The sequence below is a fragment of the Allobosea sp. P1_A7 genome (assembly GCF_056406775.1).
In genome coordinates this window covers 1-20,054 of record NZ_JBFTZN010000173.1, presented here as the reverse complement: position 1 = coordinate 20,054, position 20,054 = coordinate 1, and the positions used below count along the sequence as shown (strand labels likewise).

General features: G+C 64.2%; 19 protein-coding genes and 1 pseudogene. 15 read left to right on the top strand and 5 right to left on the bottom strand.

Annotated features, from left to right (window positions below):
* The 4 genes from AC1D34_RS25000 to argC all read left to right on the top strand — a co-directional run.
* The coding region (locus tag AC1D34_RS25000) for an SDR family oxidoreductase (protein WP_476825651.1) at nucleotides 1-558 on the top strand (558 nt) is incomplete at its 5' end.
* 71 nt (nucleotides 559-629) lie between these two features.
* A complete protein-coding gene (locus tag AC1D34_RS24995; RefSeq protein WP_441490932.1) occupies nucleotides 630-950 on the top strand; it encodes a hypothetical protein in 321 nt (106 codons plus the stop codon).
* 21 nt (nucleotides 951-971) lie between these two features.
* The gene (gene speB / locus AC1D34_RS24990; protein ID WP_476825650.1) at nucleotides 972-1,931 is read left to right on the top strand and encodes an agmatinase; all 960 of its coding nucleotides are present in this window, start codon (nucleotides 972-974) and stop codon (nucleotides 1,929-1,931) included.
* A 347-nt stretch (nucleotides 1,932-2,278) separates the two neighbouring features.
* Entirely contained in the window at nucleotides 2,279-3,211 is a 933-nt protein-coding gene (gene argC / locus AC1D34_RS24985; protein ID WP_476825649.1) for an N-acetyl-gamma-glutamyl-phosphate reductase, read from the top strand.
* 372 nt (nucleotides 3,212-3,583) lie between these two features.
* Here argC and AC1D34_RS24980 read toward each other — a convergent pair whose 3' ends face one another.
* The gene (locus tag AC1D34_RS24980; RefSeq protein WP_476825648.1) at nucleotides 3,584-4,432 is read right to left on the bottom strand and encodes a fumarylacetoacetate hydrolase family protein; all 849 of its coding nucleotides are present in this window, start codon (nucleotides 4,430-4,432) and stop codon (nucleotides 3,584-3,586) included.
* Nucleotides 4,433-4,863: 431 nt separating this feature from the next.
* On the opposite strand from AC1D34_RS24980, the gene AC1D34_RS24975 reads away from it, so the two are divergent.
* Nucleotides 4,864-6,225, top strand: coding sequence for an OmpP1/FadL family transporter (locus AC1D34_RS24975; RefSeq protein ID WP_441490928.1), 1,362 nt, complete (start codon nucleotides 4,864-4,866; stop codon nucleotides 6,223-6,225).
* A gap of 81 nt (nucleotides 6,226-6,306) precedes the next feature.
* Here the strand turns inward: AC1D34_RS24975 and AC1D34_RS24970 are convergent.
* Nucleotides 6,307-8,021, bottom strand: a pseudogene (locus tag AC1D34_RS24970) (PHA/PHB synthase family protein).
* A gap of 116 nt (nucleotides 8,022-8,137) precedes the next feature.
* On the opposite strand from AC1D34_RS24970, the gene AC1D34_RS24965 reads away from it, so the two are divergent.
* From AC1D34_RS24965 to glpX, 6 genes are all read left to right on the top strand, one after another.
* Nucleotides 8,138-8,488, top strand: coding sequence for a hypothetical protein (locus tag AC1D34_RS24965; protein WP_441490926.1), 351 nt, complete (start codon nucleotides 8,138-8,140; stop codon nucleotides 8,486-8,488).
* A 198-nt stretch (nucleotides 8,489-8,686) separates the two neighbouring features.
* On the top strand, nucleotides 8,687-9,523 hold the full coding sequence (blaOXA, locus tag AC1D34_RS24960) for a class D beta-lactamase (RefSeq protein ID WP_476825647.1): 837 nt from the start codon (nucleotides 8,687-8,689) through the stop codon (nucleotides 9,521-9,523).
* Nucleotides 9,524-9,710: 187 nt separating this feature from the next.
* Entirely contained in the window at nucleotides 9,711-10,931 is a 1,221-nt protein-coding gene (locus tag AC1D34_RS24955; protein WP_476825646.1) for an LL-diaminopimelate aminotransferase, read from the top strand.
* A 77-nt stretch (nucleotides 10,932-11,008) separates the two neighbouring features.
* Nucleotides 11,009-11,440, top strand: a complete 432-nt coding sequence (locus AC1D34_RS24950) for a hypothetical protein (RefSeq protein ID WP_069881041.1) — start codon at nucleotides 11,009-11,011, stop codon at nucleotides 11,438-11,440.
* Between the two features lie 332 nt (nucleotides 11,441-11,772).
* A complete protein-coding gene (locus AC1D34_RS24945; RefSeq protein WP_476825645.1) occupies nucleotides 11,773-13,119 on the top strand; it encodes a homoserine dehydrogenase in 1,347 nt (448 codons plus the stop codon).
* Between the two features lie 63 nt (nucleotides 13,120-13,182).
* Entirely contained in the window at nucleotides 13,183-14,178 is a 996-nt protein-coding gene (gene glpX / locus AC1D34_RS24940) for a class II fructose-bisphosphatase (protein ID WP_069881040.1), read from the top strand.
* Nucleotides 14,179-14,404: 226 nt separating this feature from the next.
* Here glpX and AC1D34_RS24935 read toward each other — a convergent pair whose 3' ends face one another.
* Nucleotides 14,405-15,298 carry a LysR family transcriptional regulator gene (locus tag AC1D34_RS24935; protein ID WP_441508367.1) on the bottom strand — a complete coding sequence of 298 codons (894 nt, stop codon included), beginning with the start codon at nucleotides 15,296-15,298 and terminating at the stop codon, nucleotides 14,405-14,407.
* Nucleotides 15,299-15,418: 120 nt separating this feature from the next.
* Here AC1D34_RS24935 and ilvD point away from each other — a divergent pair, with 120 nt between their 5' ends.
* Nucleotides 15,419-17,092, top strand: a complete 1,674-nt coding sequence (ilvD, locus tag AC1D34_RS24930) for a dihydroxy-acid dehydratase (RefSeq protein ID WP_476825644.1) — start codon at nucleotides 15,419-15,421, stop codon at nucleotides 17,090-17,092.
* A 176-nt stretch (nucleotides 17,093-17,268) separates the two neighbouring features.
* The gene (locus AC1D34_RS24925; protein ID WP_476825643.1) at nucleotides 17,269-17,823 is read left to right on the top strand and encodes a hypothetical protein; all 555 of its coding nucleotides are present in this window, start codon (nucleotides 17,269-17,271) and stop codon (nucleotides 17,821-17,823) included.
* A gap of 268 nt (nucleotides 17,824-18,091) precedes the next feature.
* On the opposite strand, the gene AC1D34_RS24920 is transcribed toward AC1D34_RS24925, so the two are convergent.
* On the bottom strand, nucleotides 18,092-19,138 hold the full coding sequence (locus AC1D34_RS24920) for a bifunctional aspartate transaminase/aspartate 4-decarboxylase (RefSeq protein WP_476825642.1): 1,047 nt from the start codon (nucleotides 19,136-19,138) through the stop codon (nucleotides 18,092-18,094).
* 10 nt (nucleotides 19,139-19,148) lie between these two features.
* Between AC1D34_RS24920 and AC1D34_RS24915 the strand changes: the two genes are divergently transcribed.
* Nucleotides 19,149-19,394: a hypothetical protein gene (locus AC1D34_RS24915; RefSeq protein ID WP_476825641.1), complete on the top strand. Its 246-nt coding sequence runs from the start codon at nucleotides 19,149-19,151 to the stop codon at nucleotides 19,392-19,394.
* 66 nt (nucleotides 19,395-19,460) lie between these two features.
* Complete coding sequence (locus AC1D34_RS24910; RefSeq protein ID WP_476825640.1) at nucleotides 19,461-19,787, top strand: hypothetical protein; 327 nt, start codon at nucleotides 19,461-19,463, stop codon at nucleotides 19,785-19,787.
* Here the strand turns inward: AC1D34_RS24910 and AC1D34_RS24905 are convergent.
* The coding region (locus tag AC1D34_RS24905; RefSeq protein WP_476825639.1) for an aspartate-alanine antiporter-like transporter at nucleotides 19,758-20,054 on the bottom strand (297 nt) is incomplete at its 5' end. The genes AC1D34_RS24910 and AC1D34_RS24905 overlap by 30 nt on opposite strands.

Genomic DNA, 20,054 nt, shown 5'->3' with positions numbered 1-20,054 from the left:
GCGGATATCCTGCGCGTCTTCGCCGAGGCGAAGGGGAAGCTCGGGCCCATCGCCCAGGTCGTCAACAATGCAGGCATCACCGGCAAGTCGGGCCCGCTAGCCGAGGCGGACGCAGAGGTCATTCGCAACTGCATCGACGTGAACGTCACCGGCGCGTTGCTGGTCGCGCGTGAAGCGGCACGGGCGCTGCTCGCTCAACCGGAGCGGAAGGGCAGGGCGATCGTCAACATCTCCTCGGCTGCGGCAACGCTTGGCTCGCCCGGCGAATATGTCTGGTACGCCGCCTCCAAGGGAGCGATCGATACGTTGACGGTTGGTCTGGCGAAGGAGCTTGCTCCAGCCGGCATCCGCGTCAATGCGGTTGCGCCCGGCATTACCGAGACCGAGATCCATGCCCTGTCGACGGGCGAAGCGGGCAGGGTCGAGCGCATCGCGCCGCTCGTTCCCCTGCAGCGGGCGGCGTCTCCGGACGAGATCGCCGAGGCCGTGCTGTTCCTGCTGTCCGAGGCTTCCGCCTATACGACAGGCGTGGTTCTGCGCGTGGCGGGCGGCCGCTGATAGCGCGGGCGCCCTGAACGACAGATTCGGCTGCGCCTGCCGCGCGGCGCGGCTGGATCAGGGCCGCGGCCATGCTAAACCGCAGGCTCACGTCTCCGGTTCCAGCCTTCGCCATGCGCATCCTGCTCGTTCTCATTGCTTTCGGAATGATAGCGGTTCCCGCGCTGCTCGCGCTTGCGCGGACGGGGGAGCCGACCGGGCGTCGGGTCGGGCGGGCGTTGATCATCTTCCTGACGCCGGCCTTCGCGCTCGGCCTGATCCATGGCGTGCCTGAACTCGATGGCCGCGCCCTGCAGAACCCCATCGCCTGGACCACGTTTCGGCTGGTCCTGACCGGCCTCGCCCTGATCCTGCCCTGGTGCCTCTATGTCTGGCTCACGGGCAGGCGCTGACTTCATTCACGGWTTGCTGCCATGACCGAACCCGTCGACACCCCCTCCATCGACCACGCCTTCACCGGCGATCGGCGCGGCCCGGCGCAGGACCCGACCTATGCCGGCGCGCTCTCCTTCATGCGCCGCCGCTACAGCAAGGATGTCGCCGGCTGCGATCTGGTGATCTGGGGCGTGCCCTTCGATCTCGCGGTCTCCAACCGGCCGGGCACGCGCTTTGGACCGCAATCACTGCGCCGCGTCAGCGCGATCTTCGACGGCGATGCCCAGTATCCGTCCCGCATCGACCCGTTCGAGCATCTCTCGGCCGTGGATTACGGCGACTGCTCGCTGCCGCGCAGCGACCTGCTGGGCTGCGCCAAGGCGATCGAGCGCGAATCCGCCGCGATCATCGCCACCGGCGCCCATCTGGTGACGCTCGGCGGCGACCATTTCATCACCCTGCCGCTGCTGCGCGCCCATGTYGCCCGCCATGGCAAGCTGGCGATCGTCCAGTTCGATGCGCATCAGGACACCTGGGACGATGGCGTTGGTGCGGTGTCGCATGGCACGTTCATGCTGGAGGCGGTGCGCGAGGGGCTGATCGATGTCGATCGCTCGATCCAGGTCGGCATCCGCACAGTTGCGCCCCGGGATTGCGGCATCCAGGTGCTTGGCGCCTATGAAGCCCATGAGCTCGGCGTCGATGGCGTCGTCGAGCGCATCAAGCAGCGCGTCGGGCAGGGCCCCGCCTATCTCACCTTCGATATCGACGCGCTCGATCCGGCCTTCGCGCCGGGCACGGGCACGCCCGTTGCCGGCGGCTTTACGACGGCGCAGGCACTGCGCATGGTCTGGGCCATCCGCGATCTCGATTTCCGCGGCATGGACATCGTCGAGATCTCCCCGCCCTATGACCATGCCGACGCGACGGCGATCGCCGGTGCCGCCGTGGCCCAACACTACATCCAAGCGCTGGYGCTGAAGAAGAAGGCCGATTGAATCGCTGTGCGAGCGGGCTGAATCGACTTACGAGCCGCGCGCACCAAGCGATTCAATCCGTTGGCAAATCTGGCATGACGCAAGCCTCCGCCTCGTCGGGCGAGAGGCTTGCCGTGCCCCGCAGGGCAACGTCGCGTCACATGCCGATTGACAGGGGCGGCGCCCTCCCACATATCAGCGTCATGTTCATGTGCTCGATCCGACGTCGCACCAACCAGGCCGCCCCGGCGCGCCCGCGATGACGCTCGGCTGAACCCCGAATTGTCCGCGAACCGCGCCCGGAGCGCGGTTTTTTTATGCCTGATGCTGACCTATCAATGAGCGCGAGCGCGCTTTCGGAGGCCCTCATGAGCCAGAATCTGAAATCGATCTTCATCGACGGCGAAGCCGGCACCACCGGCCTTGGCATTCGCGACCGGCTGGCAGAGCTGCCGGAGGTCGTCGTGAAGAGCATCGATCCCGACAAGCGCAAGGATCCGGCCGCCCGCAAGGCGATGATGGCCGGGGTTGATCTCGTCGTGCTCTGCCTGCCTGACGAGGCAGCGAAGGAATCGGTGGCGCTCGCCGACGAACTCGGCGCGGACGCTCCCAAGATCGTCGATGCCGCGACTGCCCATCGCGTCGCGCCGGGCTGGGTCTACGGCTTTGCCGAACTCGCCCCCGGCCATGCCGCGGCAATCGCCAATGCCAACCGCGTCTCCAATCCCGGATGCTACCCCACCGGCGGCATCGCCCTGCTGCGGCCGCTGGTCGATGCGGGCCTGCTCGCGCAGGATCATCCGGTGACGGTCAATGCCGTCTCCGGCTATTCCGGCGGCGGCAAGAGCATGATCGAAGCCTATGAGGCGGGCGTCGCCCCGTCCTTCGAGCTCTACGGGATGGGGCTCAAGCACAAGCACCTGCCGGAGCTGCAGGAATACGCGCGCCTGACCCGGCGGCCGATCTTCGTGCCGTCCGTTGGCAATTTCCGCCAGGGCATGCTCGTCTCGGTACCGCTGCATCTCGACACGCTTCCGGGCAAGCCGAAGGTCGCCGACCTGCACGACGCGCTGGCGGCGCGCTATGCCGGCTCGACCTATGTGAAGGTGGTTCCGGCCGAGGCCGGCGGCAAGCTGGAAACGGAGTCGCTCAACGACACCAACCAGCTCGAATTGCGGGTCTTCGGCAATGAGGAGCTGCGGCAGGCGGTGCTCGTCGCCAAGCTCGACAATCTCGGCAAGGGCGCCTCGGGCGCTGCGGTCCAGAATATCCGCCTGATGCTCGGGCTCGGCGAAGCTTAGATCATCGAGCCGGATATCGTCCGCAAAGGCGAAAGGCCCGGCCCCAAGCCGGGCCTTCTCCGTTGAGGCAAGGGGAGCAGCGCGGGCAATCCGCTGCGGTCACGACCTATGGTCAGCTGACGGGGTCGTGATGACCCTTTGCCTTGACGTCCCCCAAATGGGGGTAGCCGATATGGGGAGGGATGGCCTCTATCGGGGGATCGGTTGTGCGTAATGTCACGTCGCTGCGGCGACTGGTGGCTTTACGACACGAGACCCGAGACTAGTCCCCGCCGCTTTGGCTGCCTCCATGGCAGCTGTGAGCGACATTATTTGCGGTGTGGGCAACGCCGCCATGGTTGGGTCAAGCAGCCATGGCGGCGTCTTTTTATCTCAGCCCTTGTAGGGGACGAAGTTCTGCTTCTGCGTGCCGAGGCCGTCGATGCCGAGAGCCACGACCTCGCCGCCCTTCAGGAAGCGCGGCGGCTTGAAGCCGAGACCAACGCCGGGCGGAGTGCCGGTGGTGATGACATCACCCGGATCGAGCCGCATGAACTGGCTGATATAGTGCACGAGATAGGCGGCACCGAAGATCATCGTCTTGGTCGAGCCGTTCTGGACGCGCTCGCCATCGACCTCGAGCCACATGCCGAGATTCTGGATATCGGCGATCTCGTCGGGGGTCACCAGCCAGGGGCCGAGCGGGCCGAAGGTCGGGCAGCCCTTGCCCTTGGCCCATTGGCCGCCGCGCTCGGTCTGGAATTCGCGCTCCGAGACGTCGTTGCAGACGCAAAAGCCTGCGATCGCGGCCATGGCGTCCTTCTCGGCGATATAGGAGCCGCCATCGCCGATCACGATCGCAAGCTCGACTTCCCAGTCGGTCTTCTTCGAGTTCTTCGGGATGGTGACGTCGTCATAGGGGCCGACGATGCAGTTCGGCGCCTTGTTGAACAGGATCGGCTCGGCCGGGATCGGCGCGCCGGTCTCAGCCGCATGGTCGGCGAAGTTGAGGCCGACAGCGATGAAATTGCACACATCGCCGACGCAGGCGCCAATGCGCGGCGTCCCCTGAACCTCGGGGAGCGTTTCGGCATCGAGCGCCTTCAGTGCCGCAAGCGAGGCCGAGGTCAGCGCCTTGCCGGCGATGTCCGAAACCTTGCCTGACAGGTCGCGCAGCACGCCCTTGGAGTCCAGCAGCGCGGGCTTCTCTTGGCCGAAAGCGCCATAACGTACCAGTTTCACGTCGTTTCCCCCGTTTCAATCGATATGATCAAAGGTGCGCGATCCTGTGCGGACGGGGCGCCGGAGGCAAGCGGTTCCTGCGCATGACGCGACTGCACAGGGGGGCCCCGAAACTTGTTGCGGGAATGCAACGGCCGTCGCCAAAGCAAAGGCTTCTGCAACCCTTAGACGTAGGCTCGTAGAACTGCCACCTGCGCAAAACTTGTGATAGTTCGCATATAAACGATCTTTTTCACGCGCCGACTTGATCGGCACTGCAGGAATCGGCGGATTTTTAGCCGATTCTGCCTGCTGCGGTGCAAGCACATGGAGAAGCATGGCGAAATTGTGCCGTTCAGGGCGGGATTGCGGCAGAAACGCGAGCGCGGCATGTTCGTCGGCGAAGCGGGTGATTTGCCCGAAAGAACGTCAATCCTAGGGATGGGTACTCGATGAAGAGCATGGTTCGCTACACCGCCGCTGCTACCGTTTCAGTCGCTGCTCTTCTGGTTTCCGGCGTCGCTTCGGCAAGTTCGTTTTCGCTGCGCAGTGGAACGAGTGCCGAGGGCCTCGGCATGGCATTTGCCGGCGCGGCCTCCGGCGGCATCGGCATGGGAGCCATGACCTTCAACCCGGCCACGATCACCATGTTTCCAGGCCGCAACAGCAATTGGAACTTCAGCTACATCGCCCCGAGCGCCAGCTACGATCCGACCTCGCCAACACGGGTGCGGCTGCCTAACGGCGCGATCGTCCCGATCGGCGCCGCTGGAGGAAGCAACCTCGGCACCGGCGAGATCGGCGGCGATGGCGGTTTCGTGCCGGCTTCGTATTCAGCCTGGCAGCTGACCGATCGCCTCTGGATCGGCATGCACACCGGCGTGCCCTTCGGATTGCGCTCGAAACCCGAAAACCAATTCAATGCGTCTCAGATCTACGGCCGCTCGGCGCGCGTCGCGACGATCAACGTTACGCCGACGGTCGGCTACCAGGTGAATGACTGGCTCGCCGTGGGCGCAGCGCTCCAGGTGCAGTATTTCAAGACCAATCTGAAGCAGGCAGCTGGCATCACGGCTACGGCGGCCAACACCATCCTCGAAGGCGACTCGATCGATTTCGGTTACAAGCTCGGCGTGACGCTGACCCCGTGGCAGGGAACCAATATCGGCCTGGCCTACCGCTCGATGATCCATCATTCGCTGGAGGGCACGTTCAAGACCCCGGCCGCGGTCCCGCCGATCCTCGCTGCGGGTTCGAACCCGATCAAGGCGAACCTGAATCTGCCCGATTCGGTCGTATTCGGCCTCTCCCAGGTCATCAACGACCAGTGGCAAGCTCACCTTGGTGTCGAATGGACGAACTGGAGCCGTTTCCGTCGCATTCCCGTGGTCGCCAGCAATTTTGGCGTTCCTTTCACCAGCCTGAACTTCCAGTATGACGACAGCTGGTACTTCGCGGCGGGTCTCGAATACAAATACAACCGCGATCTGACCCTTCGCGCCGGTGTCGGTTACGAGCTTTCGGCCGTGAACGACGAGAACCGCACGGTCTTCATCTCGGATAATGACCGCCTCTGGTTATCGACAGGCTTCAGCTATCAGGTCTCGGATAGGATCAAGTTCGACCTGGGCTATACCTACCTCCACGTCCAGAATGCGAGCGTGAACTATTCCGGAGCGCATCCGCAGCAGGGCGCGGTTCTCTACACGGCCGAGGCCAAGCCGCATGTTCATGTCGTTTCCGCCGGCATCACCTATCGTTGGGACAATCCGCAGGAGACGATCCCGATGCGCCCGGTGGTGCGGAAGAACTGATCGACGTACCCAATTCTGCGAAAAGCCGGCCCTTGGGTCGGCTTTTTTGTGATCCGGAAGGTCATCCGGCTCCGAAGGGGCTCAAACCCTGATCTTGACGTAGCTTCCAGGCGCGTCCTCGAGCGGCGCCAGTGCTCCGTCGCCCGGCTCGCGCGCCGGCAGTGTCTTCGGCGCCTGCGAAGTCAGCCAGCCGAGCCAATGCGGCCACCAGGAACCGGGGTGTTCGACGGCGCCCTTGGCCCAATCGGCGAACACGCCCTCGGGTTTGCCCCCGGTCCAGTACTGGTACTTCACCTTGCCAGGCGGGTTGATCACCCCCGCGATATGGCCGGAGCCCGCCATGACATAGTCGACCGGCCCGCCGAAACATTGCGAGCCGATGAAGACGGACTGGGCCGGAGCAATGTGGTCTTCCTTGGCGGCGAGGTTGTAGACGGGAATCTTCACCGCCTTCAGATCGAGCGTCTTCCCGCCGATCGTCATCTCACCCTTGGAGAGCCGGTTCTCCAGATAGCAGCCGCGCAGATAGAAGGAATGGTTGGCGGCCGGCATGCGCGTCGAATCGGAGTTCCAGTAGAGCAGGTCGAACGCGGTCGGGAGCTTGCCCTTCAGGTAGTTGTTGACGGCATAGGACCAGATCAGGTCGTTCGGCCGCAGCATGTTGAAGGCTCCGGCCATGCGCGCGCCGTCGAGATAGCCGCGCTGGGCCATCTGCTCCTCGACGGCGCGGATCTGATCCTCATCGACGAAGACCGAGAGTTCGCCGGCCTTCGAGAAATCGACCTGCGTCGTGAAGAAGGTCGCGCTCTCGATGCGCTTGTCCCTGGTCGCAGCCATATAGGCGAGGGTGACGCCAAGCAGCGTGCCGCCGACGCAATAGCCGATGGCGGTCACGCGCTTTTCGCCGGTCGCCTGCTCGACCGCGTCAAGGGCCTCGAAGATGCCCTCGCGCATATAGCTCTCGAAATCCTTGGCGGCGTGGCGCTCGTCGGGGTTGACCCAGGAGATGCAGAAGACCGTCAGTCCCTGCGCCACGCACCAGCGGATAAAGCTCTTCTCGGCATTGAGATCGAGAATGTAGAACTTGTTGATCCAGGGCGGCACGATCAGCAGGGGGCGCTTGAAGACCTGCTCGGTCGACGGTGCGTACTGGATCAGCTCCATGATCTCGTTGCGATAGATGACCTTGCCGGGCGTCGTGGCGATATTGACGCCGACCTCAAAGGCACGCCCGTCCGACTGGCGGATCTTGAGTTCGCCGCCTCCGGCTTCGACATCCTCGGCCAGCATCTTCATCCCGCGCACGAGATTCTCGCCGTTCTGCTTGAGCGTCTCGCGCAGGAGTTCGGGATTCGTTGCGACGAAATTCGAGGGCGAAAGCGCGCTGGCGATCTGCTTGACGTAGAAGCGCGCCTTCTCACGGGTATGCGGGTCAAGGTCCTCGGCGCGATCAACCATCGACTCGGCCCAGCGCGAGCCGATCAGATAGGCCTGCTTGACGAAATCGAACATCGGGTGGGCCGACCAGTCCGGATCGGCAAAGCGCGCATCGCGCTTGTCGGGCTCGGCGACCGGAGCTGCTTCCTCCGGCCAATGGTCTTGACCATTTCGCTGACCTCGTCGGCGGCGCCGGTCTTCGCCTCGCCGCGCTCGATCGGCTTCAGATAGGCAGCGGTCACCTTCCCGGCCTCTTCCATGAAGCGCCCCATGTTCTGGGCCAGCAGGTCGAAATCCGGCACAGGCGCTTCGTCCGAGCCAGCGGGACCCTTCGGCTTGTCGTCGGCTGGCGGGCACATGAATCGTCTCCCCTTGCCACGTCTTTTGCGGAAGCCCTTGCTTCCTATTTTGGTCCCATTAAGGACGTAAACGATATGGTGTAAAAAGATAATTCTGCAACGCGCCGGACCTGCTCATGTCACTCAACAATCCTACGACAAGGTTCCTGGCGCTGCTGCTGCTCTGCGCCCCATTTCTTGCCGGCTGTGCGGGGGATGGCGTGAAGGGTGTCGCCGAGGCTGCGGGACTAGCGACCACGCCGCAGGAATCGAAGCCCTTCGTCAAGGAGAGCCGCTCGACGGAGCGGGATTACATCTCGGTCGGCACGTCTGCGACGCGCGCTGCACCGCGCAAGCCCGTGGCGGATTTCAAGACGCTCGAAACCAACCTCGAAGCCAAGCGCCTCTCGAATGAGGCTGCCGGCGAACAAGCCAAGTCCCTCGGCGCGACCGCGCCGCCAGCGCCGGCCGTGGTTCCGACCAACTAATCGGCGATTCGATTAGCCGCCTATTCTATTGGGCGGAAGTCGACTCGGCTGGCTCGTCCCGTCTGGCTCCTGCAATCTGCCGGGCAGGGCAGCCTTCACCAATCGGTTAGGTTAATTCGAGTTAGTCGGAATCGCGCCATATCCCGGACGGGCCGGCTCGCTAGGGCAGGGGCGTTGCCGTTCCGGAGACCGTGCCCCATGGCGCAAGCGGACCATCGTTCATTCTCCTTCGCCGCAGCCATGCTGATCGCGGGCGCACTGCTGCCCAATTCTGCGCAGGCTCAGACTGTCCCCGTGAAGCCGTATCTCGATTGCACGCTCATTCTCGAGGCGGCATCGGGAAAGACGCTCCACCGCGAAGGAACCTGCGACAAGCGCTTCAGCCCCGCATCGACCTTCAAGGTGCCGCTTGCTGCGATCGGTTACGACGCGGGCATTCTCGAAGACCAGCACAAGCCCCTCTGGGACTATCAACCGCGATTCAACGCGGTGGCGCGGGATCGCAAGCCGGTCGACCCGACGATCTGGGAGGCGGATTCGGTCATCTGGTACTCGCGCGAAATGACCGCCCGGCTCGGGCCCAGGAGCTTCGCAGCCCATGTCGCGAAGCTCGGCTATGGCAACGGCGATGTCTCGGGTGATCGCGGGCAGAACAATGGCCTGACCCATTCCTGGATCTCGTCGTCGCTGACCATCTCGCCAGAGGAGCAGACGGGCTTCCTGAGGCGCCTCCTGTCCGGCTCGCTGCCGGTTTCCGGCAACGCCCATGAGATGACCAGGGCGATCCTTCCCAGCTTCAGCGCCGGAGACTGGGCGGTGAAAGGCAAGACCGGCAGCATCTGGCTTCGGAACGCTGCAGGCGAAATCGATCGGAAGCGGCCTCTCGGCTGGTTCGTCGGCTGGGCCGACAACAAGGACAGGCGCGTCGTCTTCGCGCGCCTGCTGATCGGCGCGGAACGCACGGATGGCATACCCGGCCGGAAGCTCCGCGACGCCTTTCTGAAGGAACTGCCGGTTCTGATGAAGGCCAAATGAGCGGCACGAAGGCTGCGGCCGGAAGGGGCATGCCGCTAGGAAGGCCCGAGGCGCCCCTGCCACGCTGGCGTCTTTCGTCGAAAATTGCGCCTTACGGCCTGTCCTGACCGAAGATGCGATGCTAAGGGCAGTCAACGCACAATTGTGACGAGCCGGTTCTCGCGGCGCGTCCAGGGACATGTTCGAAATGACCGATTTTCATCGCATCAAACGCCTGCCGCCCTATGTTTTCGAACAGGTCAACAAGATCAAGGCGGCCGAACGAGCCAAGGGCGTCGATATCATCGACCTCGGCATGGGCAATCCCGATCTGCCGGCGCCGAAGCATGTCATCGAGAAGCTGGTCGAAACCGCCGGCAAGCCGCGCACGGACCGTTACTCCGCTTCCAAGGGCATTGCCGGCCTGCGCCGCGCCCAGGCGCATTATTACGCGCGCCGTTTTGGCGTGAAGCTGAACCCCGACACCCAGGTGGTCGCGACACTGGGCTCGAAGGAAGGCTTCGCCAATATGGCGCAGGCGATCACCGGCCCCGGCGACGTCGTGCTCGTGCCGAATCCGAGCTATCCGATTCATGCCTTCGGCTTCCTGATGGCAGGCGGTGTCATCCGCTCCGTTCCCGCAGAGCCGACTCCGGCCTTCTTCCCCGCCTTGGAGCGGGCGATGATCCACTCGGTGCCGAAGCCGATCGCACTCGTGACCTGCTATCCGGCGAACCCGACCGCCTATACCGCCTCGCTCGATTTCTACCGCGACCTCGTCGCCTTCGCGAAGAAGCACGAGCTGATTCTGCTGTCCGATCTCGCCTATGCCGAGGTCTATTTCGACGAGAACGACCCGCCGCCCTCGATGTTGCAGGTGCCGGGCGCCATGGACGTCACGGTCGAGTTCACGTCGATGTCGAAGACCTTCTCGATGGCCGGCTGGCGCATGGGCTTTGCCGTCGGCAACGAGCGCCTGCTCGCGGCGCTGGCGCGGGTCAAGTCCTATCTCGACTACGGCGCTTATACGCCGATCCAGGTTGCCGCAGCCGCCGCCCTAAATGGCCCGGACGATTGCATCCGCGAAATGCGCGAGATCTATCGCAAGCGGCGCGACGCGCTTGTCGAAAGCTTCGGCAAGGCCGGCTGGGACTTCCCCGCACCGCAGGCCTCGATGTTCGCCTGGGTGCCGATCCCGGAGAAGTTCCGCCATCTCGGCTCGCTCGAGTTCTCGAAGCTGCTGATCGAGAAGGCGGAGGTCGCCGTCGCGCCCGGCATCGGCTTTGGCGAACATGGCGACGATTTCGTCCGCATCGCCATCGTCGAGAACGAGCAGCGTATCCGGCAGGCGGCCCGGAATATCGGTCGCTTCCTCAAGGGTGCGGATCAAACGCTTCACAACGTCATCCAGATATCCAAAGCTGGGTAAGCTGAGCTAAGACGAGTGCGCGATGGTCGGCGCAGAGGCGCCGCCATCGGTCTTGCAGTTGAGGGCAGGGGCTCGGCATGTTCAGCAAAGGCCGTTTGATCGGCATCGGTTTTGGCCTGTTCGCGCTGGTCTGCCTCGTCGTCACCTATGATTACTCGCGCGGACGCAACACGCAGACGAACTCGCCGCTGGTGTCGGATATCCTCACCGCGACTCGCTCCAACGAATGCGGCCGGGACGCGACGGAGATTGCCGCTCGCTATTTCCCCCTGGGACTGGAACAGGCCGAAGCCGAACAGCGCCTGGGCACGATCAGCATCGAGCGGCCTGCCGCCTGGTTCTGGCGCCCCGTAGTTGAGAACGCGACGACCTGGACCGGGCCGACGCTGGAGGCGCTGCACACCATCAAGACCACGGCCTTCGGCAATCAGCTGCTGCGGCTGCATCTGACCTTTGCCGACGGCAAGCTGAAAAGGCTCGCAGCCGAGGTCGTCTGCCGGTTCGACTGACCAGCGCCCCAAGGCGGCACCATCCTCCAGCCGTTTGAGATATCCGTTTCGCGGTCACGCGCTCCAGCGTAGGGTTCTTCGGCGTGGATACGCGCTGAATGACCGGCTGCGGCTCGATCCAGCCCCAGATCGAACGTCCTGTCTTACGGGAGCGCGCCATGGCATCGACCGACAAGCTCGAAGGGCGAATCAGCGCGCATGTTGTGTCCGCCGTGAGGCCTTGATCGCTTCCCGTTCCTGAGCTGAGAAACTGCGCGCGTCGCGCCAGGCTTCGTACCGAACCGCGCATCCGCTCCGTTGACTCGCCCGTTGTCGCGTGCGACCCCGACGGCATGACGACGCTCGCTTCCTCACCCGGTCCTGCTCCCTTGCGCGTTGGTGTCGCCGGCCTTGGCACGGTCGGCGCTTCGGTGCTGCGTATCCTCAACCGCCAGGAAAACGCCATTGCGGCCCGCTGCGGCCGCGCCGTGCGTGTGACGGCCGTTTCGGCCCGCGACCGAAACCGTGATCGCGGCATCGATCTCACCGGCTACACCTGGTTTGACGATCCGGTCGAGCTGGCGCGCTCGTCGCAGATCGATTGCTTCGTCGAACTCGTCGGCGGTTCGGACGGCGTCGCCAAGGCTGCGGTCGAGGCCGCTCTGTCCTCCGGGAAATCGGTGGTGACCGCCAACAAGGCACTGCTGGCGCATCACGGCGTCGCGCTTGCTGTGCTTGCCGAAGAGAAGGGCGTTGCGCTTGCGTTCGAAGCCTCTTCCGCCGGCGGCATTCCGGTGGTCAAGACGCTGCGCGAGGCGCTTTCGGGGAACAATGTTTCGCGGCTCTATGGCATCCTCAACGGTACCTGCAATTACATCCTCTCGCGCATGGAGCTGGAGGGGCTGACCTTCGAGGCCTGCCTCAAGGACGCCCAGCGTCTCGGTTATGCCGAGGCCGACCCGACCTTCGATGTCGAGGGCTACGACACGGCCCATAAGCTTGCGATTCTGACCAGCCTCGCATTCGGAGTGAAGATCGACGCCGAAGCGATTCATGTCGAAGGCATTTCCTCGATCGCCCCGCTCGATCTGAAGATGGCCGACGAGCTCGGTTATCGCATCAAACTGCTCGGCGTCGCCGAGCGCACCCGAACCGGTATCGAGCAGCGCGTGCACCCGACGATGGTGCCGAAATCCTCCGCCATCGCGCAGGTCATGGGCGTCACCAATGCGGTGACGATCGATGCCGACGCGGTCCGCGAACTGACACTGGTCGGCCCCGGCGCCGGCGGCGATCCCACCGCGTCTGCCGTCGTCGCGGATATCACCGATGTCGCGAGCGGCACGGCTGGATTGCCCTTCGGCCTGCCGGTCTCCCGGCTCGAGCAGCCGGTGCGTGCACCGATGCAGCGCCATGAGGGCGGCTATTACATCCGCCTCGCGGTCGCCGACCGGCCGGGCGCCGCCGCGGCCATCGCCACCCGCATGGCACAAGCCGATATCTCGCTCGAGAGCATCGTCCAGCATCGCTCGGAAGCCGCCGCCACCCGGGACCCGACGGGTCGTTCCGGGGCGCCGGTGCCTGTCGTGCTCATCACCTACGCCACCAGCGAGTCGGCGATCCGCGACGCGCTCGAAATGGTCACCGCCGACGGTCACATTGCGGAACCGCCGCAGGTGATAAGGATTGAACGGGAATAGGCCTCGGCGCCCCGCGTGTCCGACCTGCCAATTGCCGACTGCTGAATAGTTCGAGGGAGCCCCATGTCCGAACTCACCATCGCCTCATCCCATATCATCGAGCGCTATCTCTCGATGGAACTGGTCCGCGTCACCGAGCGCGCAGCGGTCTCCGCGGCGCGCCTGCGCGGCCATGGCAATGAGAAGGCAGCCGACCAGGCAGCGGTCGATGCCATGCGCCGCGAACTCAACCGCCTGCCCATCGATGGCGAGATCGTCATCGGCGAGGGCGAGCGCGACGAGGCCCCGATGCTCTTTATCGGCGAGAAGGTCGGCAACCGGCACGGGCCCAAGGTCCACATCGCCGTCGACCCGCTCGAAGGCACGACGCTTTGCGCCAAGGACATGCCCGGCGCCATCGCCGTCATGGCCATGGCTGAAGCCGGCAAGCTGCTTTATGCGCCGGACGTCTACATGGACAAGATCGCGATCGGCCCCGGCTATGCGCAGGGCGTCATCGATCTCGACGCGTCGCCGACCGACAACATCCATGCGCTCGCCAAGGCCAAGGGCGTGAAGCCGCATGAGATCAGCGCACTGGTCATGGACCGTCCGCGCCATGCCAAGCTGATCGAGGAGATCCGCAAGACCGGTGCGTCGATCCGCCTGATCACCGATGGCGACGTCGCCGGCGTGATCTTCTGCACCGAGCCTGCCAAGACCGGCATCGACATCTATATGGGCATTGGCGGCGCGCCCGAGGGCGTGCTGGCGGCGGCTGCGCTGCGCTGCGTCGGCGGCCAGATGCAGGGCCGCCTGATCCTCGACACCGAGGAGAAGCGCAAGCGCGCCCATGGCATGGGCGTCCTCGATCCGAACAAGAAATACGATATGTCGGAAATGGCCTCGGGCGACGTCATTGTCTCCGCCACCGGCGTCACCGATGGCGGCATGCTGTCAGGCGTGAAGTTCGGCAAGGACGTGATCGAGACCGAGACCATCGTCTACCGCTCGATCACCGGCACCGTCCGCCGCATCTATGGCGAGCACCGCGAATTCGGCAAGTTCAAGCTCGATTGAGACGGCGAGGCCGAGCGCCCCGCCAGGACAGGATTTCGAACGACGGCCGGGCATGTCCCGGCCGTTGCTGTTCGGGGGCAGCTTAGCCGCGCCGCGGGAGCAGGCTCATCCTTGCAGGAACGGCGCCTGGACCATCGGGCCAGATATCGTATCCGGCCGATGATCCAACCTTCCGTGGCTGCATCGGCCTTCCCGAAAACCGAAATCCACTTTTCGGGCCAATGCCTTAGGACGCGATCTCGAGGAAGCGCTGCAGCGTCGGCGAGCTGTTGGCCGCGCGCCAGACCAGGCCGGTTTCGATCTCCGGAGCGGAATCCTGCAGAGGCAGGTAATGCGCCCCGCGCCGGCGCAGGTTGGTCATGGATTGCGGCACCAGCGCGATTCCCATGCCGGCGGCGACGAGCCCGATGATCGTCTGCATCTGGATCGCCTCCTGATGGACGGCAAGGGGCGCGCCATGCTCGGCGAAGTAGCCCGACACGATGTCGTGGAATGCAGGCGCGATATGGCGCGGAAACAGGATGAGCGGCGCGGCCATGATCGCCTCGGCGCGCAAGGTCTCGGCGGTGAAACCCGGGCGGCGGGCCGCGATCCAGGCCTCGGGAACAGCGGCGACCAAGGGCTCACGCAGGAGCGGGCGATAATTGAGCGTGGCCTGCAGGGCCTTGCGGTCGGGGGCGATGATCATGCCGACGTCGATCTCGTCGGTCAGCACCGCCTCGATCTGGATGTCGCTGGTTGCCTCGCGCAGCGAGACCGCGACATGAGGAAAACTCTGCCGGAACCGGCTGACCATCCCGGGAAGCACGCTGTAATCGGCCGTGCTGACGAAAGCGAGGCGCAGGCTGCCGAGTTCGCCGCGCGAGAGGCGGCGGGCGGTTTCCGGCAACCCCGCGGCCTTGTCGAGAACGGCACGTGCGTGAGCAAGCCATTCCTGGCCGACGGGCGTCAGGGCGACGCTGCGCTTCGTCCGCACGAAGAGCTGCACGCCCAATTCACTCTCCAGGGCCTGGATCGACTGGCTCAGGGGCGGTTGCGTCATGCCCAGGCGCTCGGCAGCCCGGCCGAAATGCAGCTCTTCTGCGACGGAGAGGAAATGGCGGAGCTGACGGAGGTCCATGGGATCCTCTAATATGCCCTGTGACCTAATGGCGATAGAAAAGTATATTTCTCATTAGATTGGAGTGGCTCTAAAACTGCCTCGTCACCTCTGACTGCCGCCGACCGGGAGCACATGCCCATGCCCTTCAACGAACGTTCCAAGAATATCACCCAGGGCATCGCCCGCTCGCCGAACCGCGCGATGTATTACGCGCTGGGTTACGAGAAGGCCGATTTCGACAAGCCGATGATCGGCATCGCCAACGGGCATTCGACGATCACGCCCTGCAATGCCGGCCTGCAGCCGCTGGCGGACGCCGCGATCGCAGCGATCAAGGCAGCCGGCGGCAATCCGCAGGTCTTCGGCACGCCGACGATCTCGGACGGAATGTCGATGGGCACCGAGGGCATGAAATACTCCCTGGTCTCCCGCGAGGTCATTGCCGATTGCGTCGAAACCTCGGTGCAGGGCCAGTGGATGGACGGCGTGCTCGTCCTCGGCGGYTGCKACAAGAACATGCCGGGCGGCATGATCGGCATTCTGCGTGCCAATGCGCCGGCGATCTATGTCTATGGCGGCACCATCAAGCCGGGAAAATGGAAGGGTGAGGATCTGTCGATCGTCTCGGCCTTCGAGGCGGTCGGTGCCTTCATGGCCGGCAAGATGAGCCAGGAGGACTTTGACGGGATCGAGCGCAACGCCTGCCCGACGACCGGTTCCTGCGGCGGAATGTATACCGCAAACACGATGAGCTCTTCGTTCGAAGCGCTCGGCATGTCGCTGCTCTACTCCTCCAACATGGCCAATCCCGATCAGGAGAAGGTCGACAGCACCGCTGAATCGGCCCGCGTTCTGGTCGAGGCGGTGAAGAAGGGCATCAAGCCGCGCGATATCGTCACCCGCAAGTCGATCGAGAACGCGGTCGCGCTGATCATGGCGACCGGCGGTTCGACCAATGCCGTGCTGCATTATCTGGCGATCGCCCACGCCGCCGAGGTGGAGTGGACGCTGGACGATTTCGAGCGCGTTCGCCGCAAGGTTCCGGTGATCTGCGACCTCAAGCCCTCCGGCAAATACATGGCTGTCGATCTGCATCAGGCCGGCGGTGTCCCGCAGGTGCTGAAAGTCCTGCTCACCGCCGGGCTCCTGCATGGCGATTGCCTGACCATCACCGGGCGCACCATGGCGGAAGAGCTGGCCGATGTGCCGGATGTGCCGCGGGCCTCGCAGGAGGTGATCCGCCCGATCAGCGGGGCGCTCTACAAGGAAGGCCACCTCGCCATCCTCAGGGGCAATCTCGCGGAGGGCGGAGCGGTTGCCAAGATCTCGGGTCTGAAGAGCCCCGTCATCAGCGGTCCTGCTCGGGTGTTCGAGGACGAACAATCGGCGATGGAGGCGATCCTTTCCGACAAGATCCGCCCCGGCGACGTTGTGGTCCTGCGCTATCTCGGGCCGAAGGGCGGGCCGGGCATGCCTGAGATGCTGGCTCCGACCTCGGCGATCATCGGCCGTGGCCTCGGCGACAGCGTCGGCCTGATCACGGATGGCCGCTTCTCCGGCGGCACCTGGGGCATGGTCGTGGGCCACGTCACGCCCGAGGCGTTCGAGGGCGGCACGATCGCGCTCGTCCACGAAGGCGACCAGATCACGATCGACGCTCACAAGCTGCTCCTGCAGCTCGATGTCGACGCGGCCGAGATCGAACGCCGGCGGTCTGCCTGGACGCAGCCGGAGCCCCGCTACAAGCGCGGCGTGCTGGCAAAATATTCGGCGCTCGCACGCTCCGCCAGCGAGGGTGCGGTGACGGGATAATTCCGAAGGAGGTTCCGAAGGAACGCCTTTGATGATGGCCGGGCTCGTCCCGGCCATTCTTCATTCAGCCTGCTCGCTGCGTATTCGTGCAATCGCTGAAACGTGTGCCGTCCGAGGGATCCCCGGCCACCTCCTTCGCGCTATGATTGTGGTGTGTTCCGTCGCGGGAGCGTGCCATGCGCCACATCCTACTTCTTGCGGCTTCAGTTCTTCCCCTTGTCACGGTCGCTGTCGACGATGCATCGGCCCAGGGACGATACGGCGGAGGGGGCTTCCATGGCGGCGGCTGGCATGGTGGCATGCGCGACGGCGGTTGGTACGGGCGGGGTGTTGGGTTCCGGCCTGGAGGGTACGGATATCGCGGCGTCGGCTGGAGAGGCGGCTGGAACCGACCCTATATGCGGGCAGGAAACTACTGGGGCTGGCGTCGCGGCTGGGGTTACTCCCGTTACGGCTATGGCTGGGGCGCGGCCGGTCTCGTTGCTGGCACGGCGATCGCGGCCTCGGCTGCCTACCCGTATTACGGATACGACTATTCGTATCCCTACGAGTCTCCTTATGCTTACTCCTATAGCTACCCTGCCTATTCCACGCCCGTCTCGAGCGATGTCGGCGGCTATTGCGCCACGCCGGTCAGGACCTGCGCGCTGATCGACGCGGGATTGGTCGGCACGGGCTGCTCCWGCCGCGTCTCCGGTGGCCGGGCCCGGGGAACCGTGATCGGCCCTTGATCGCTGACTCGGCTGGCGCTGTGGTTCGCCGTGAGGCCCCGTCTCCGATCGGCCTTCCCGAACAGGAAAACATCACGGAATTTATCCGGACCCATCCGGCCGCATCATCCAAAACCGAACGTTGCGGTGAGGGATGATGCGGCCGATGGCCTAAAGCATCGGCCCGAAAAGTGGATTGCGGTTTTCGGAAAAGCCTATGCAAACGCAGAAGGTTAGATCATCGGACCGGATACGATATCCGGTCCGATGATCTAGCGTGCGATCGGGTTCAGGATTTCTTCTTCTTGCCTGGCTTCTTCGCGGCTGAATCCTTGGCCTTGGCTGGTTTCCCGCCCTTCTTCTTGAACTCCGCATAGAATTCGTCGGCCATGCCAAGCAAGGCGTGGCCGATCCGGGCGTATTCGAACTCGTTCAGATTGGCGAGCGAGACGCGACCTGCCGGTTGCTGCGTGCCGAAACCGCGACCGGGCAGGAGCACGATGCCGGTCTCGTCGGCGATGCGGAAGAGAAGGTCGCCGGCGCTCGCGCGATCCTTCACCCAGGCCGCGAATTCGGGGCCGTGCAGCTTGCGCGCGATGTCTTCGAGATCGAGCAAGGTGTAGTAGTCGACGGCATTCGGCCCGGTTTCAGGCGGAAGCCCGAGCTCGCGGTAGAGCGCCGCTTCGCGCCGCCTGATCAGCGTCTTGAGTTCGGTCTTGTAGTTATCGCCCTCGTCCATCAGCGCGAAGAGCGAGAACAGCACCATCTGCACCTGCTGCGGCGTCGACAGGCCGGCCGTGTGGTTGAGTGCAACGGTGCGGCTGTCGGCGACGAGCCGATCGATGAACTTGAACGAACGCACATCGGGAAGCAGCGAGCCGTAGCGCTTGTCGAGCACGACCTTGGTGGACTCTGGCAAGGCTGCGAGCTGATCGTCGAAGATGTTCTGCTTGTGCGTCGCGATCACGCCGAGCCGCCAGCCGGTCGCACCGAAATATTTCGAGAACGAGTAGACCAGCATGGTGTTCTGCGGGCAGATCGCAAAGAGCGAGCGGAAATTATCGGCGAAGGTCCCATAGACATCGTCGGTGAGGATGGTGAGGTCGGGCCGGTGATCCCGAACGATGCGCGCGACCGTATCCAGGCTGCGGTCGTCCATCTTGACGGAAGGCGGGTTGCTCGGGTTGACGCAGAAGAACACCTTGATCGCCGGGTCCTTGAGCTTCTCGAGCTCCTTGTCCGGGTATTGCCAGTCCTGCTTGGGGTCGGCGTTGATCGCGACTTCTTCCAGCCCGTATTCGTCGAGTTCCGGGATCTCGATATAGGGTGTGAACACGGGCAGGCCGATGGCGACCTTGTCGCCGCTTGAGCAGGCCGTTCTGCTTCAGCGTGTTGAAGATATAGGTCATCGCGGCGGTTCCGCCTTCGACGGCAAAGAGATCGATGCTCGCCGCCGGCAGGAAGCCGCCGATCATCTCCTTGACGATGTATTGCCGGACGATGTCCTCGCTGACCTTCAGCATCCGCGGCGGCACGGGGTAATTGCTGCCCAGGATGCCTTCGACCATCTCATGCAGGAAATCCGAGGCTGAAAGACCGAGCTGGTCGCGGACATAGCTCAGCGCGCGCCCGAGGAAGACGACGCCCTGCTGATCGCGATGCTCGGCCGTGAAGCGCTCGAAGCGGCCCTCGATGCCGGCGATCTTGGGCAACCCGCCGACGCCGTTCTGCATGTAGGAATAGCTGAGTTCCGCTTCTGCGACGGCGAACAGGCCGAGGCGGAAGAAGGCCCGTCGCGGCAGCGTCGCCAGGAAGTTCGGATTGCCGCGCCCGGCATTCAGCATCAGCCGGTTTTCCCTGCTGGAGGCGAGCTTGATCAGCTCGTCCTTCAGCTCGAAGGGGCTCAGCTTGGCATATTGCGAATAGTCGATGGTCATGGGGCGTCTCCGGCTGGTTCAGGCAAAGGCGACGACGAGGGGACCTAGCAGGGTGAGGAACACGTTCGCCAGCGCGTAGGTGATGGCGAAGGGCGTGGTCGGTATGGAGTTGCCGGCCTTGTCGAGCACCTCGCCAAAGGCGGGATTGGCGCTGCGCGAGCCGGAAAGGGCACCGGCGAAAATGGCCGTGTTGTCGTAGCGAAGGATGTAGCGGCCAACCAGCATGGTGATGATCAGCGGCAGGATCGTCACGATGACCCCGGCGATGAAGATCGAGACGCCGCTTTGTAGGACCGTGCTGACCGCCTGCAGGCC

Bases quoted from the DNA above. Each gene is read 5' to 3' on its own strand.
- AC1D34_RS24975 (WP_441490928.1), top strand. From the start codon at position 4,864: ATGAAGAGCATGGTTCGCTACACCGCCGCTGCTACCGTTTCAGTCGCT.
- AC1D34_RS24950 (WP_069881041.1), top strand. From the start codon at position 11,009: ATGTTCAGCAAAGGCCGTTTGATCGGCATCGGTTTTGGCCTGTTCGCG.
- AC1D34_RS24995 (WP_441490932.1), top strand. From the start codon at position 630: ATGCTAAACCGCAGGCTCACGTCTCCGGTTCCAGCCTTCGCCATGCGC.
- AC1D34_RS24965 (WP_441490926.1), top strand. From the start codon at position 8,138: ATGTCACTCAACAATCCTACGACAAGGTTCCTGGCGCTGCTGCTGCTC.
- glpX (WP_069881040.1), top strand. From the start codon at position 13,183: ATGTCCGAACTCACCATCGCCTCATCCCATATCATCGAGCGCTATCTC.
- AC1D34_RS24935 (WP_441508367.1), bottom strand. From the start codon at position 15,298: ATGGACCTCCGTCAGCTCCGCCATTTCCTCTCCGTCGCAGAAGAGCTG.
- AC1D34_RS24910 (WP_476825640.1), top strand. From the start codon at position 19,461: ATGCTCGGCCGTGAAGCGCTCGAAGCGGCCCTCGATGCCGGCGATCTT.
- AC1D34_RS24915 (WP_476825641.1), top strand. From the start codon at position 19,149: ATGGCGACCTTGTCGCCGCTTGAGCAGGCCGTTCTGCTTCAGCGTGTT.
- AC1D34_RS24945 (WP_476825645.1), top strand. From the start codon at position 11,773: ATGACGACGCTCGCTTCCTCACCCGGTCCTGCTCCCTTGCGCGTTGGT.
- argC (WP_476825649.1), top strand. From the start codon at position 2,279: ATGAGCCAGAATCTGAAATCGATCTTCATCGACGGCGAAGCCGGCACC.
- AC1D34_RS24955 (WP_476825646.1), top strand. From the start codon at position 9,711: ATGACCGATTTTCATCGCATCAAACGCCTGCCGCCCTATGTTTTCGAA.
- blaOXA (WP_476825647.1), top strand. From the start codon at position 8,687: ATGGCGCAAGCGGACCATCGTTCATTCTCCTTCGCCGCAGCCATGCTG.